This window comes from Fontibacillus forbon (assembly GCF_046559655.1).
Taxonomy (GTDB): domain Bacteria; phylum Bacillota; class Bacilli; order Paenibacillales; family Paenibacillaceae; genus Fontibacillus.
Map to the genome: position 1 here is coordinate 78,669 of NZ_JBKGFV010000003.1, position 14,679 is coordinate 93,347.

General features: G+C 50.9%; 15 protein-coding genes. 10 read left to right on the forward strand and 5 right to left on the reverse strand.

Going from position 1 to position 14,679, the window contains the following annotated elements:
* Positions 1-3: 3 nt before the first annotated feature.
* On the forward strand, positions 4-759 hold the full coding sequence (gene yycI / locus ACLB09_RS12445; RefSeq protein WP_410770156.1) for a two-component system regulatory protein YycI: 756 nt from the start codon (positions 4-6) through the stop codon (positions 757-759).
* 8 nt (positions 760-767) lie between these two features.
* A complete protein-coding gene (locus tag ACLB09_RS12450; protein WP_410770157.1) occupies positions 768-1,574 on the forward strand; it encodes an MBL fold metallo-hydrolase in 807 nt (268 codons plus the stop codon).
* Here the strand turns inward: ACLB09_RS12450 and ACLB09_RS12455 are convergent.
* On the reverse strand, positions 1,543-1,752 hold the full coding sequence (locus ACLB09_RS12455; protein ID WP_410770158.1) for a hypothetical protein: 210 nt from the start codon (positions 1,750-1,752) through the stop codon (positions 1,543-1,545). The two genes, ACLB09_RS12450 and ACLB09_RS12455, sit on opposite strands and share 32 nt — an antisense overlap.
* Positions 1,753-2,124: 372 nt before the next feature.
* Between ACLB09_RS12455 and ACLB09_RS12460 the strand changes: the two genes are divergently transcribed.
* The 4 genes from ACLB09_RS12460 to rlmH all read left to right on the forward strand — a co-directional run bounded on the left by ACLB09_RS12460 (position 2,125) and on the right by rlmH (position 7,329).
* A complete protein-coding gene (locus ACLB09_RS12460) occupies positions 2,125-3,390 on the forward strand; it encodes a S1C family serine protease (RefSeq protein WP_410770159.1) in 1,266 nt (421 codons plus the stop codon).
* A gap of 676 nt (positions 3,391-4,066) precedes the next feature.
* A complete protein-coding gene (locus tag ACLB09_RS12465) occupies positions 4,067-5,923 on the forward strand; it encodes a glycerol-3-phosphate dehydrogenase/oxidase (RefSeq protein WP_410770160.1) in 1,857 nt (618 codons plus the stop codon).
* Positions 5,924-6,124: 201 nt separating this feature from the next.
* A complete protein-coding gene (locus ACLB09_RS12470) occupies positions 6,125-6,292 on the forward strand; it encodes a CxxH/CxxC protein (protein ID WP_410770161.1) in 168 nt (55 codons plus the stop codon).
* A 557-nt stretch (positions 6,293-6,849) separates the two neighbouring features.
* Positions 6,850-7,329 (forward strand): 23S rRNA (pseudouridine(1915)-N(3))-methyltransferase RlmH, encoded by a 480-nt coding sequence (gene rlmH / locus ACLB09_RS12475; protein WP_410770761.1) that lies wholly within the window; start codon positions 6,850-6,852, stop codon positions 7,327-7,329.
* 259 nt (positions 7,330-7,588) lie between these two features.
* Here rlmH and ACLB09_RS12480 read toward each other — a convergent pair whose 3' ends face one another.
* Positions 7,589-8,728 (reverse strand): recombinase family protein, encoded by a 1,140-nt coding sequence (locus ACLB09_RS12480; protein WP_410770162.1) that lies wholly within the window; start codon positions 8,726-8,728, stop codon positions 7,589-7,591.
* Between the two features lie 144 nt (positions 8,729-8,872).
* On the opposite strand from ACLB09_RS12480, the gene ACLB09_RS12485 reads away from it, so the two are divergent.
* Both ACLB09_RS12485 and ACLB09_RS12490 read left to right on the forward strand, forming a co-directional pair.
* Positions 8,873-9,133: a helix-turn-helix domain-containing protein gene (locus tag ACLB09_RS12485; protein ID WP_410770163.1), complete on the forward strand. Its 261-nt coding sequence runs from the start codon at positions 8,873-8,875 to the stop codon at positions 9,131-9,133.
* Between the two features lie 18 nt (positions 9,134-9,151).
* Positions 9,152-9,796 (forward strand): IS630 family transposase, encoded by a 645-nt coding sequence (locus tag ACLB09_RS12490; protein ID WP_410770164.1) that lies wholly within the window; start codon positions 9,152-9,154, stop codon positions 9,794-9,796.
* Between the two features lie 215 nt (positions 9,797-10,011).
* Here ACLB09_RS12490 and ACLB09_RS12495 read toward each other — a convergent pair whose 3' ends face one another.
* Complete coding sequence (locus tag ACLB09_RS12495; RefSeq protein WP_410770165.1) at positions 10,012-10,878, reverse strand: SDR family NAD(P)-dependent oxidoreductase; 867 nt, start codon at positions 10,876-10,878, stop codon at positions 10,012-10,014.
* A gap of 146 nt (positions 10,879-11,024) precedes the next feature.
* Here ACLB09_RS12495 and ACLB09_RS12500 point away from each other — a divergent pair, with 146 nt between their 5' ends.
* Positions 11,025-11,381 carry a winged helix-turn-helix transcriptional regulator gene (locus ACLB09_RS12500; RefSeq protein WP_410770166.1) on the forward strand — a complete coding sequence of 119 codons (357 nt, stop codon included), beginning with the start codon at positions 11,025-11,027 and terminating at the stop codon, positions 11,379-11,381.
* A 169-nt stretch (positions 11,382-11,550) separates the two neighbouring features.
* Here the strand turns inward: ACLB09_RS12500 and ACLB09_RS12505 are convergent, their stop codons facing one another.
* Positions 11,551-12,954, reverse strand: a complete 1,404-nt coding sequence (locus ACLB09_RS12505) for an MFS transporter (RefSeq protein ID WP_410770167.1) — start codon at positions 12,952-12,954, stop codon at positions 11,551-11,553.
* Positions 12,955-13,067: 113 nt separating this feature from the next.
* Here ACLB09_RS12505 and ACLB09_RS12510 point away from each other — a divergent pair, with 113 nt between their 5' ends.
* Positions 13,068-13,955: a LysR family transcriptional regulator gene (locus ACLB09_RS12510; RefSeq protein ID WP_410770168.1), complete on the forward strand. Its 888-nt coding sequence runs from the start codon at positions 13,068-13,070 to the stop codon at positions 13,953-13,955.
* A 297-nt stretch (positions 13,956-14,252) separates the two neighbouring features.
* Here ACLB09_RS12510 and ACLB09_RS12515 read toward each other — a convergent pair whose 3' ends face one another.
* Positions 14,253-14,609: a DUF4190 domain-containing protein gene (locus ACLB09_RS12515; protein WP_410770169.1), complete on the reverse strand. Its 357-nt coding sequence runs from the start codon at positions 14,607-14,609 to the stop codon at positions 14,253-14,255.
* Positions 14,610-14,679 lie beyond the last annotated feature (70 nt).

The window sequence follows — 14,679 nt, forward strand, 5'->3', positions numbered from 1 at the left end:
GGAATGGATTGGGGCCGAGCGAAAAACGTGCTGATATACGCTTTTTTGTTGCTGAATCTGGTGCTGGGTTATCAGCTGTGGAACGATTTGCAGGAACAGGCCGACTCCAATCCGGACTTTACCTCGTTGGAGAGCAGCATCCAGAAGTCGATGGATGATAAGCGGATCAAGGTGCTGGCCAAGATCCCGAGCGAAACGCCGGAGCTGCCGAAGATATCTTACCGTTTCGTCAACGGCGGGCAGACCGAGGAAATGGTCAATTTGCAGACGCCGGTGGACAGCAGGCTGATCTATACGCCGAAGGAGCTGACGAGCGCGCTGAAGGCCAGCGTGCCGGATATCGGCCAATACAGATATGATGAAGCGGCAAGCCGGAGCCGGGCCGGGGAATTCGTGCTCCATCCGCTGGTCGACGGGAAATGGCCATTGTTCAAGATCGAGCTGAGGTTATATTACAGCAATCAGAAAATCATCTCTTACCGTGAGCAAGTGATCGAAATCAGCGGTGTGGAAGGCGAGAAGCAGCAACGGGTCCTGTCCGCTTCCAAGGCGCTTGGGAATCTGATCGAGAACTTCCTGCCGGAGGGCTCCGTCGTAACGGAAATCGAGCTGGGCTATTATGGCGAAGTGTTCAATTCGGACGCGCATTTGCCGGCGGCGCCGGCATGGAGATTTATTTTGGAGAGCGGAAAAGAGTACTACGTGCAAGGCATCAGCGGGGACGTTATCAGTCCGAACACCGAGAAAACAAAGGAGTAATGGGAATCATGGGATTAAGATTTACAGTGTTGTCGAGCGGGTCGACGGGGAATGCGACGGTGGTGGATAACGGGGAATCGACGCTGTTGATCGACGCGGGCTTCAGTTGCCGCCGGATCGATGAGCTGTTAATGGAGCGCGAAGTGTCGGGTCAGGATTTGAACGGCATTCTGGTGACGCATGAACATTCCGATCACATCAAGGGCCTTGGGGCTGTCGCGAGAAAATATAATCTTCCGGTGTATGCCAACGAGAAGACATGGAGCGCTATGGAAAAATCGATCGGCCAAATTCCGGACGAAAACCGCTGTGTACTGGGTACGGGAGAATCGCGGGATTTCGGATCGCTGCGGGTGGAGTCGTTTGCGATCTCGCATGATGCCGCCGAGCCGGTGGGCTACTGCTTCTATGACGGCAAGGAAAAGCTGAGCGTCTGCACCGATCTCGGCTATGCCAGCGACAAGGTGAAGGCGGCGATTGCCGATTCGGATGTGCTGGTACTGGAAGCAAACCATGATATCGAGATGCTGCGCATGGGGCGCTACCCCTGGAATATCAAGCGGCGCATTCTCGGCGACATGGGCCACTTGTCCAACGAAGCGACGGGCGAATTGCTGAGCGAGCTGATGAACGGCCGGATCAAGCGGACGTATCTCGCGCACTTGAGCCGTGAGCATAACATGCTGGACCTTGCCCGTATGGCCGTGCGCGGCTCCATGGAGGACCGCGGTTGCTTTTACAAAGACAACGAATTCAAGCTGCGGGATACGTACTTTGACCGTCCTACACCGTGGGATATTGTGGCGGAGCTATAAACCGGTCGAGTTCGGCCGCTTTTTGTTCGATTTCCTTGCGGGTCAAGATGCCTTTCTCAACCAATAGTTCCATGATCGCACTGAGCGTTACCAGCTGATGGTAATGCTCTTCTTTCATATCGGCCAGTTTGGCAAGGACGTGTACCTCATTCATCGGTGTGGAAAAGTGGGAATTCATAACGGTTTGAACCTCCTTTGGTTTAAAAACAGGATCGTCGCGCAAGGGTCTATGTTCCCGAAATTTCCCTTTACGGAAAATGCACCAGAACCCCCCGGATATGGTAAAATAAATCTATCAATCTAGCGCTTTGTTATTAGTGTAGTCCGACATCGGCATAAACATTCCTGATGTACGAAAAACGGAAGAAAATTTCTTTCCCGGTGAGGCAACATCCAGCCATTTTATTACGTTAAGATAGTAAAGGGTTGAACGGGAATATGGCTGTGCCGTCACGGCATAAAGTGAAATGTGCGGCGACTCTTGGGTAATAAAGATTATAGATAAATTGGGCATCAGGACCCGGGTAGTCCATGGAGGGAGAGAAACGGGATGGGATTGTTTGATGATGATTTTTACTCCACCAGGGTGTCGAGACGGCCGCTTCGCAGAAGTCCGGACGGCAACCAGCGCTGGCAGGGAAACAAACGGAGGACCGGATGGTCCACGCTGCAGATTTCCCTGGTTTCTTCCATCCTGAGTGCGGTGGTCGCTGTACTGTTGTTCAGCCTGATCACCGGACTCCCCTCAGCCTCCAATGAAGCCGGAGCGAACGGCAGTTCCGCGGCGGGTATGGGAGGCGATCCGTTCGACCGGATCAGTACGGCTGCGGCCAAGGTAGCCCCGGCCGTAGTGAGCATCCTGAACCACAGTGATCTGACCGGGGAAGATCCGGAGCAGGCGGCGCTGGGCTCAGGCGTGATCTACAAGAAAGATAAAGGCAAGGCTTACATCATCACCAATACCCATGTCATTGCCGGAGCCGACAATTTGGAAGTGGTGACGAGCGACGGAGATTCGCGTAAGGCCAAGGTCGTCGGCCAGGACTCCATCAACGACATCGCGGTACTCGAAGTGGATGACAAGGGGATTAACACCGTCATCGATCTCGGGGATTCCAAGAAGCTTCGTCCCGGCGAAACGGTGATTGCGGTCGGCAATCCGCTCGGTTTGGGCGGAACGCTGACTTCGGGCATCGTCAGCTATACGAGCCGGCTGATTCCGATTTCGCTGAGCCAGGACGGCGTTTACGACTGGGAACAGGAAGTCATCCAGACCGACGCGGCGATCAATGAAGGCAACAGCGGCGGCGCGCTGGTCGACCTGAACGGAAGGCTGATCGGCATCAATACGATGAAGATCGCCGATACCGGGGTCGAAGGGCTCGGATTCGCGATTCCGGTCAACGAGGTCATGAAGACGGTAGACGATCTGATGCTGTACGGCAAAGTCGTCCGCCCGTATCTTGGCGTATACTCGCTCGACTTGAATAATCCGTATATGGCGATGAGCGATGAGCAGCGGAAGGATCTGAACTTGCCGAGCCATGTCACCGAAGGCGTGATCGTGCTAGAGGCGCATGGCCCCGCGAAGGACGCAGGCCTGAAGCTGAACGACGTCATCACCCAGTTCGACAAGCAACCCATCGAATCCACGCTGGAGCTGCGGAGATATTTGTACGAGAACAAGAAGATCGGCGAAGACCTGGAGGTTACCTTCTACCGCGACGGCAAGCCGCAAAGCGTAACCGTGAAGCTCTCCGACAAGCCGTCCGAAGCGGAACTCGACGCCGAGGCGGAAGGATCGGAAGGCAAATAAAGCGAAATTGTTGATAAGCAGTAGATCAAAATAGAATGATCGGAACGGAAGATCGAAACAGAAGATCGAAACAGAAGATCGAAACAGAAGATCCCATTACATGAACAGTCGTAGAATTTAGCGTCTGAGGTGTGGTGGGGTCTTTTTTTGTGGGGTGGCTGGTGCGGCTGGGCAGCCGTCACCGTAAATTAACTGGAAAACTTACAACTAATTCAGCCTAATGAGAGCTTGAAGGACAATTAACTGGAAATCCTACAGTTAATTAGGGGTCCAGCAGCTGATTTGGGCAAAAACCCGGAAATTAGATGGAGGTTTTCCATCTAATCTTGAGAAAGACGCGAAAATGGGGGAAATAACTGGAGGAAATCCAGTTATTTTTCGGCGCACAGGGGTAAGTAGTGGAAGGATGGCTCGAAAGAAGCACAAACGCAAAGGTACATTAAGAAATATGGAGTTACATAGATCACGAAAGTTGGCGTTGGAGCAGATAGTTGTTTGTGCGGGGCTTAACTAAATTGAGGATTGCGTTTGGGCGCCGTGGCGCGGCGGAGTATTGTTACTTAGGTGCAGGCAGGACATTACTCGAACCCTGGGTATATATTGCAAAGTAAGCGCCAATCGGGGAAGTGAGGATATATCGCAGGATGCACTTCTTCAGCAAAGGGGGTTGGGCGAAATGAATTCTCCGTTTTCGGGTAAAGGCAGGGCGAGCTTGCTGCAACAGATGGCACAGGCGCCGCTGGATGTGCTGGTGATCGGCGGGGGGATTACGGGCGCCGGGATTGTGCTGGATGCGGCGGCGCGGGGGATGCGGGCCGGGCTGGTGGAGATGCAAGACTTTGCCGCCGGGACGTCGAGCCGGTCGACGAAGCTGGTGCATGGCGGGCTGCGATACTTGAAGCAGCTCGAGATCGGGGTGGTGGCGGAGGTCGGTCGGGAGCGTGCGATCGTGTACGAGAACGGTCCGCATGTGACGACACCGGAATGGATGCTGCTGCCGATCTATAAGGGCGGCACGTTCGGCAGGCTCAGCACGTCGGTGGGCCTGCGCGTGTACGACCTGCTCGCCGGAGTGAAGCGGGGAGAGCGGCGGTCGATGTTGTCGGCGGAAGCCGCGCTGGCGAAGGAGCCGATGCTGCGCCGCGAGGGGCTACTCGGCGGCGGCTACTATGTCGAGTACCGCACGGACGACGCGCGGCTTACGATCGAGGTGTTGAAGGCCGCCGTGGCGCAAGGAGCAATGGCGGTAAATTATGCGAAGGCGACCGAATTCCGTTATGAGGACGGCCGGGTGATTGGCGCAGCGGTGCGGGATCGGATCGGCGGCGGGACTTACGAGCTGCGGGCTCGGAAGGTCGTTAATGCCGCCGGGCCGTGGGTAGACACGCTGCGTGAATGGGATGGGTCCAAGCAGGGCAAAATGCTGCAGTTGACCAAAGGCGTGCACCTGGTGATCGACCAGGAGCGGTTTCCTTTGCGGCAGGCGGTGTATTTTGATACGCCGGATGGGCGGATGATTTTTGCTATTCCGCGGGAGGGCAAGACCTATGTCGGTACGACGGACACGGTGTACCAGGGCGATATCGCCCATCCGCGCATGAACGCGGAAGATCGGCAGTATGTGATCGATGCGATCAACGGGATGTTTCCTTCGCTTGGGATCACGGCGGCAGACGTGGAATCAAGCTGGGCGGGCGTTCGGCCCTTGATCTATGAGGAAGGGAAATCGCCGTCCGAGATTTCGCGCCGGGATGAAATCTGGCAGTCGGACTCCGGCCTGATTACGATGGCGGGCGGTAAGCTGACGGGCTACCGTAAAATGGCCGAGACGGTCGTCGACCGGGTGGCCGCCCAGTTGGGGCGTGAGCATGGTCTGCGCTTCCATGCCTGTACGACAAAGCACTTGCCCATATCGGGAGGGCATGTGGGGGGCGGGGATGCTTTTTATGGATATGTGCAGGCCAAGAGCACAGAAGCCGAGGAGCTTGGCCTTCCGCGGGAGCTGGGCGCGGCATGGGCAATGAAGTATGGCTCGAACGCGGGCCAGTTGATGGCGATCGCCAGCGAGATGTTGCGGACGGGTAAGGGATTGGGAAATAGCGCGGTGAAACCGGAGCGGGAAGCAGAAGAGCGAAGCGGTTCCGTTAGGTCGGAGAGCGATGAAACCGGTTGGACCGGTTCGATGGCAGAAGAGGCGGAAGTGAAGGCTGAGGCCGAAGTTGAGTCTAATTTGAAAGGGGAAGCACGGCCTGTGGCCGGGTCTGACGCGCTGCCGCTGGAGGTGGCGGTTCCGCTGAAGTACGCTCTGGATGAGGAGATGGTGGTGACGCCGGGGGACTTTTTTATCCGAAGAACGGGTTCGTTGCTGTTTGATATCGCTTGGGCGCGCAGGTGGAAGGAGCCGGTGATCGCTTATATGGCGGGCTATTTCGGGTGGTCGGCGGAGGAGAAGGCGCGTCATGCCGATGAACTGGAGCGGGCGCTGACGGAGGCGGTGGAACCGGAGCGGGCTGGGCAATCAGGTGAAGGGTAGGCAAATGGTTAGCTTGGAAGGTTGATTGAGGCGGTAAGCGATAGCGGGTACAATGTTAAGGAATGGCGAAGAGGGGCAGATTGTTTGGTTATAAGTGATCTGTGCGGTTCCTTTTTGGGGCGGAGTATGGTAGAACAGATAAAGGACAACCTGTTAATACGGAGCGCGCCGCGGGAGCGGTAGGGAAAGGATGCTTGAGGTATGTATGTAGTTTGCAAAGATCATGTGGAGCTGGCGATCGATATGTTTGTGGATGAGTTTGAGGATGCCCCGGACGTCGTCGATTTGGAGCACACGAAGTTCATCGATTGGGAACCGCCGGTGAAATGCGAGCATTGCGATCATGAGGCGAAATTTTTGATCGTGTAAGGAAGGTTGTTTGGTTTGGCGTTATGGGATTCGGGGGCGGGTGGGCTGAGGAGCCCTAAAAAAGAGTATCGAGAAGGCGGTTTTCTCAAGTTGCGCGGGAGCGGGAGAAAGCTGCCTTTTTGCTTGGTAGCGGGGATGGTGGGACAATGCGTCGGCCTCCACAGGATATATGGTAGTTGGTATGGAGAGCGTTGCTTATTCCAGGCGTTGAAGCTCGATTCAACTGGGGTTTAGAGTTTTTAACGGACACCAGCGCCGTTACTAGGCGTGAAATTTCACTTTTCTGATTGTAACGGACATGGGAGACGTTATTTAGGCAAAATGGAGGCTTGTGTTCCGTTTATAGGGCCAATAAGGTCTGCTGTGTCCGTTAAATTTTATAATAGCCATTATTCGGCGAATTAAGGTCTTGTATGTCCGTTAGAGTCATTGTGTTGGCTCGGCGTTGCATGTCGGGGAACAAAAAGTCTGAGAGACGTCTGTTGATAGTGGCTTTAGGCAAAAGGGGACCTGTCATAGTAGGCCTTATGGATCAAAAATTAATGGAGGTCTCGGTAATGTTTATTCAAATTATTGCGGTCGGCAAGTTGAAGGAGAAGTTTTTGGTGCAGGGCATTGCAGAGTACGCGAAGCGGCTGGGCCCGTATGTGAAGTTCCAAGTTCTCGAGGTACCCGACGAGAAGGCGCCGGAGACGATGAGTGAGGCGGAGGTATTGCAGGTGAAGGCGCGAGAGGGCGAGCGCATTTTGGGTTTGGTGAAGAGCGATGCGCATGTCATCGCTCTGGAAGTGGGCGGCGAGCTGTGGAGCTCGGAGGAGCTCGCCGCTTGTTTGGACAGGCTCGGCACGTATGGGACGAGCCATGTCGTGTTTGTGATCGGAGGGAGCCACGGGCTCGCCGATGCCGTGATCAGCCGCGCGCAGCAGCGGCTGTCTTTTGGGCGCATGACGCTGCCCCATCAGCTCATGCGGCTAGTGTTGGTGGAGCAGATTTATCGGGCGGTGAAGATAAATCGGGGGGAGCCGTATCATAAATAAGGGCAAGTTTTTTTGCGGAATTCCTTGCGGGGCATGGATTTGTATATATGTGTGTAGGTTTCGGGCTATGGTAACGCTGAAAAGGTACATAGGGCTATCGCATTTTGAGTGGAGCATCCTCGTCACATCCCACGGAGGGAAAAGGGCTTCGTGAATGGAGGAGACTCCCCGAGGCTGGGAAAGAAAATTGTCAGAAGTGTCGATGCTGGCAGCGAACGCGCTTCTGACGGTACTTTCGCTTTGCAGAAAGGGAGAGGCTCTAGATCACGATCGTAAAGGGTGAGGGGTACTTGCGTCTGGACAAAGGAAAAGCCCCGTCCACCTTGTCGGTGGAGGGGGCTGCGACGACGAGACATTGTCTGAGCGTCTCGTCGAATTTCAGTTCAATGCCTCGAAGCTTTTGGCCTTGCTGTACGGCTATCTGCTTCACTATGGTCTGTATTAGGGTCTTCTGCGTTTCGACTGGAGAGGTCTGAAGAAGCCCGTTGAAGTCGCTGAGTGTTTTGCGTACAAGCTGGAGCGGGATGGGTTCCGCCTGATTTTCGTCAAGCTGGCGTTCTGCTTCGGACTTCCGGTTTGCGAGTACGTCGTACTTCGACTTCAACTCGTTGATGCGTTCAACCAGCATGTCGTTATCGATCGTGTCGCTTTCGTAGAGGGAAAAGTACCTTTGCTTCTGGGAGTCTAGAGTTTTCAACCCGTGCTCGATTGCAGCTAGCTCTTTTTGAAGCGGAGCAACGCTCTTGCTACGCGACTTATTGAGGCTAACGACAATATCGTCCAGCAATTTTGGCGTTTGTACTACCCCCGCGATCCGTTGGATGACATAGCTTTCGGCGAAGTCTGCTTTGACTGAGTTGGAGTTACAGACGCGGCTCCCCTTGTTTCGGAAGTTACTGCGAATGTAGTACCTCCGGACGACCTTCTCCCCGTTTTTCAGCGTGTCATTTACACGATGGGCGACAAGCGTCGCCCCGCACTGAGGGCATCTCATGAGCCCCGTCAGAAGGTAGATGCCGTCGAACTTTCGAGGAGCGGAGACGGCCTTCTTCTTGTAGAACTTCTGAACAGCCTCCCACAATTCCGTGCTAATGATCGGTTCGTGTTCGCTGTCAACGACAATGGGATCTTTGTTTGTCCCCTTCCGCCGTTTCTCATTCCAGTTTTCCCGTACGTTGTAGCGGATTTTGCCGATGTAGATGGGGTTGTTGATGATCGTTTTGACCGCAACGCTGCTAAAGGCGTTTCCTGGTTTGGTCTTGTAGCCTTCGGCGTTCAGCTGGTTTGCGATGCTTCGAAGGCCTTGGCCGCTACCGTACATCCTGAAGATTTTCCTTACAAGCTCTGCTTCGATGTGATTGATTTTTAGGACGGAGTCCTCGCCGCGACCGCTTTCCACCTCGACTACGTCGTATCCGAGGACTGTACCGCCATTCCATTTTCCCTTTCTATATAGATTGAATCATTGATCTTCCATTATCAGGGAGGTTTTTGGAGCCTCACCGTCGAAATAGAATAGCCCCTTATTGAGACGGTGAACGGGATGGAAAACCAAGAAGCTATGGCGACAATTGAAGAACGAATGAAATCAACGAAGGATCGTCGAATGTATGAACGACTTCAGACTATTCGTTTGCGACTCATGGGTATGCCTGTAAGAGAAATCGCCACGATCCTGTGTCGTTCGGAGAAAACCATTCGTATCTACATCCATGCCTTCGAAAAAGAAGGGGTTTCAGGTCTACCATGCGTTTCTCACCTGGGCGATCCCCGCGACTCACGGAAGAAGAGCGGGACGAGCTGAAGCGTGTCATCGTGAACCATGTACCGTCAGAGGTCGGCTTTACCGCTAGATTCAATTGGACGTTGCAGATCATCGCAGACTACACCCGAGCGGACGTATGGGTGCAAATATTCGCTGCGTGGCGTCTCCAAGTGGATGGAGCATTTGGGTATGAGCTACACGAAACCCACGTACACCCTTGCCGCTGCAGACCCTGTCAAGCAACGGGTGATTCAGACAACGGGTAAGCATCGCGGCGTAAAGTTACTCTCGACCATCGACTATTGCAAGGGGAAAATAGTCTGGCACGAAGACGAAGAGTATACGGCGGAAACATTCTTGAAATTCTTGAACAAGATTCTTGAAGCGTACCCTTCGGGAAACATCACCATGGTTTTGGATAACGCTCGAATTCATCACGCGAAGCTACTTGAGCCATTTTTGAATGAAAACAACCGACTCACATTCATCTTTCTTCCGCCGTACAGCCCGAAGCTCAACATTGTCGAGGGATTATGGAAGTGGCTCAAAGGCGATGTAATTAATAATGTTTTCTACCATACGGTTGCAGAAATTCGCAACAATGTTCACTCCTTCATGGAGTCGATTATGGAGAAACCCCAAGTCATAATCGACCGCCTATGTGTGCTGATGGAGTCAGACGAAATACTAGAACATCTTTAATTCATCTTATATAGAACATCTTTAATTCTTATATAGACGGTAATTTCATTGAAGTTTGGAGTGTACCTGAGGGTAAGAATTGATAATACTTAACTCACGGGGAACAAAGCTAGACCAGAGTGGGGCCATCCGGAAGGATGGCCCTAAAACTTGCCGTTACAGACAGAGCGGAGAACACTATCATAGGTGACGGCAAGTTATTGGTGTGTTCATTCTTAGTCAATCTTGAAGTCCCCATATTTACGTTTTATTAATTCCAGCGTGAGACATACTAGCCTTTCGAATTGATCTTTGTTGTGTATAACTTGAACTATATCTAATTTCTTGCTTTGTTTATATGCAGTTAGCGGAGCTTCAGGCGGCGATTGTATGAAATGAAGAATGGGTTCTACTGCTTTCTGGACAGGTAGCCCGATTATATTGTACATGAGCTTGACCAATATTTTTATCAACTTGTGTTCGAATGCTTCCGTTGCTCCTTTTGTTTGAACGGCTCCGGGATTGAATAATACATATTTGGTATTCATATCTGCAGCGCTTTGGACAAATGCCGCACCTAGCAAGTTGTTTAGTCTGCTGCCATGCATAATGGCTTTAATACTGTTAAAAGGCTTCTTAGTCTGTAGTTGCAAATCATCCCATTCGATGTCCCCTTTCACGCCTGGAGCGCAAACGTTGACAATAAGAGGGGCCTCGCTGCCCCTGAGTAGTTCACGCAATTGGTAGCTTAGAATAAATCGACTCAAGTAATACAATGCAAAATGATGCTCAAACCCTTCTTTCGTTTCTCGATACACTTTGCTAAATTTTTGGGATTGTGCGCAGAGTATTAATTGATTGATGTGATTTACTCTTTCGCTTACTTCTCGGACTATCCGAATATTTTCTGAGACAAGGCTTAAATCTGCTTGGAGAAATAAGAATCTGTCTTCCCCGCCTAACTTTGCGGACTCTAGCCGTAAAGCCTCGCCTTTCTTCGGACTACGACCGATAATAATGACATATTCCCCTTTGCGTATGAGCTGTAAGGCTAATTGCCTTCCAATTCCATCGGTTCCTCCGGTAATGACAATTGTACGCATCGTGATTTTACCCCCAACGACTTATTTTATTTTATGAATGAATTACTATGAAGTATAATGGAATCAACTATGGAGCTAAAGAAGGCACATTTATCTTATTTAGTTTGCCCTAATGAAGCTGCTTACTATTAGTAATTGTGAGGTGGATGATGTATTCACACAGCCAAAAAGAAGAATGCTCTGCCTCAATGGTGGAAGCTATGCAAATTATGGGGAGTAAGTGGACGTTCTGGGTTATTGGTGAACTCGCTACAGCTCCTCGACGATTCAATGAACTGAAGAGAGCCTTAGGCAACATTAGCACCAAATCGTTAACGGACGTATTGCGTACTTTGGAGCAGGCCCACATTATTCATCGTCAGGTCTTTGCAACCGTACCTGTAACCGTCGAGTATTCCTTGACAGACAAGGGGATGGATTTCCTTCGGGTGTACTACACCATGCATGGTTGGGGAGAGAAGTGGAAGGACTATGATAATCAGGTGCAAGGGGACAAAACATAGAAAACTTGCCGTTACAGACAGTACGGTGAACCGTATCACAAATGACGCGAATTTTCTTGAAGCGTTTGGTAAGTAAATTCGGTGTAAACAGGCTTTTGTGAGCTTTTCTGCAGTTTGCGGAAGGGGGTAACTCAAAAGGTGCTTCTGGACTGTCGGGTAGTTAATTTTACTAGCCAACTCCATTATTCGCACTAGTTCCTTTCCGTTGTCCAGACACCTGAAATCGAAGACTAATCACAACAAGAATTAAAGCAACGGCTGTGAGGAATACCCCAAGAAGGCGAAATCCTGCGAAGCTGAACGTCCCCCTCATGATGATTCCTGTCAATAAGGAAGATAAAATTGTACCCAGATACCGCGAAGTATTAAACAGACCTGATGCTACACCGGCTATTTCTTTAGGGGAACTTTTAAACAAGGCTGCCTGCATACCGACGGAATTCAGCCCGTTACTGATCCCGAATGCAGTCAATGCAAAGCTCACGCTGATCACCGGTGACGTTTCATTTAAGGTCACGATCCACACCGAACCGACTACCATCAAGATTGCGGATAACACTAATGCAGGACGGGGTCCCGATTTGTCGATCCATTTGCCTGCGATGGGGGAGGCAATAAGGGAGCTCACGCCTAAGGTCAGCATCAGGAGGCCGGTATGGAACTCGCTAACATGACGCACCATTTGCAAATAGGACGGAAGCCCGAAGAATAGGGCATAGAATAGTAGGTTGACCAGCATGAATTGTACATTTACCCAGGTTATCGATGGATATAAGGCAAATGTACGCAGCGGAATTAAGGGCGACGTCGTTCTTAACTCGTGTCGGATGAACACGCCCAGAGCCGCAAAGCCGATCGCTGCAACAACCCCATTCCATAATGAGACATATCCGGATGAGTTAGCCGACAGTACGCCGACTAGCAGGGCAACCAGTCCGATAGTAAAAAATATAATCCCTGGGGCATCAATCATAGCCAGCCATTTACGAATGGACATGCGGCCTTCAAAGGAAGCCGGTTGACCTTTGGGGATCATTCTCCAAGCTAAGAGAAAGCTTATGACCACAAACGGAATATTGATGATAAAGATCGAAGGCCAATCCCACCACTCTAGCAAGACTCCCCCGGCGAAGGGTCCGATGGCTGCCGCTCCGGACATGAAAATAGAGAGAATGGATAGGGCTGTCGCCTGCTTCTCCGTTATATGAACGCGCACAATGGCCATTCCAGTTGCAACCATCATACTTGTCCCGATCGATTGCACAATACGCGACACGATTAACCAACCAAAGTTAGGTGAGAACGGAGCCAGTAAAGAAGAAATGAAAGATACGACAAGGCCGGCTAGGAATATTTTCCTCCGCCCGAATAAATCGCTCAACTTGCCGACGACGGGCTGCGCAATCGCACTTGCAATGTAGAAGGAGAAAATCAGCCAGGATACCACGTTGAAATTTAGATGATATACGTGTTGCAGCCTCGCGATTGCGACAGCAATCATCGAAGAATTTAACGGGTTCAACATAATCCCGAGCCCGACGGCTATCACTAGCCATCTACTTTGAGCACCCATTGCAAATCATCCCCTTTATGTTTGTATAGTTATCTTACTTGAGTATTTACATTTACTCTAACGCATTTTGTGATATAATCCCATTTACTAAAAGGAATGAATGGGGCGTTGAAATGGAACTTCTTCAATTGCAGTATTTTCTCACGGTAGCTCGCTTGGAGCATATGACTGAAGCCTCACGAGCGCTGCACGTTACGCAGTCTTCGCTCAGCCGAACGATTCAGCGTCTTGAGGAGAGTTTGGGTGTCCCTCTCTTTAATCGATCAGGCAGAAAACTGAAATTAAGCGAGGCCGGAAGCCGATTCCTTCGCCGTGCGGAAAGGGCTTTGTTTGAACTGGAACAGGGGAAGCTGGAGCTTAGTGATTTAGCTGGCCGGGTGCCGGGCACACTCGAATTAGCGGTAACGACCGCAAGCACGTTACCCAATATCCTTCGAGCGTTTCAAAAAAGGAGGAACAACATTCAAGTCCACGTCCAAATGACGAGCTTGTGGGAAATGATCGCGCTCCTCCATAGAGGAGAGGTCGATTTTTGCTTATCCTCCCCGCCAATTTATGAGGAGGACATAGAGTGCCAAATCGTGTTTGTTGACCCGATCCTCGTTGCCGTTCCGAATGGACATCGGCTGGCGAACCGAAACAGCGTTACGCTGTTGGAACTCAGGGAAGAGCGGTTTGTCGGGGTAAAGAGGGGTTATGGGATTCGCGATATTGTAGACGCCGCCTGTAAATCGGTTGAATTTGAACCCCATTATGTGTATGAGGGGGATGAACCAGCAAGATTAAGTGCACTCGTGGAAGCCGAAATCGGGATCGCCTTTATGCCGAGTACAGCCAGAAATGAAAGAGAACCGATCCGTTATCTCCATATCGACGACCATAACTTAGTGCGGGAAATCGCCTTGTTACGGCACAAAAGTCGGTACCTTACGCAGGGGGCTTTGGAATTTCGGGAGGTGGTCATTGACTATTTCGAGACACTTTCCAAGCAGGGGATATAGTAGGTCTACGATCTGTAACGAGCAAACAAACTGCTAAGCTTTTACTACAAAGGTGAAAGTGATTCCAATATGCACCTCTTTCACTTAAAGTACATCCATTAATTTGGAAACTCACCAGAGAGGAAAATGCCCAATGACTTCAGCTGTTGCTTATCTGTTCTTTGATCATTTCAGGACACTTGACCCCAAAAGTGAATTTACGACTGTTCATGTAAAAGGACTGGTGTAACAAACGATTCATTAGCTTTTCTATACAGTCTGACTCCTTCCAGTTTTGGAAAAGCGGTTTTGTTGTGTTTACACATTATTCATAGCATTCATGAAGCCAATCACAAACGAGATAACAAAGGCAAGCACATTCACAGACGTCGAGACAATTCCGCATACCAATCCTGCAATTGCCATACCGCGTCCTCGCACCTGTACTCGCTTGATTTCTTTAAACGATAAAGACGAGAATACAATCGCAAGGATACCGCTGAAGAGGCCAATGATTCCAAGGAATATGATTCCTCCTAAGGGCAAAGTAATTAAGGATATTATACCTAGTATTAAAGAGGCAATTGCTTTACCGCTCGTATTCGCCTGTGGCGGAATGTGAGATGGGGTTAGCGGAGAAAACTCGTATTGTGGCTCTTTGTAATTGTTATCCAAGGAATATCCTCCTATTAATGAGTCATTATTCCTATTATACTTCTCGTAGTAAATTACTGTAAATCTATCT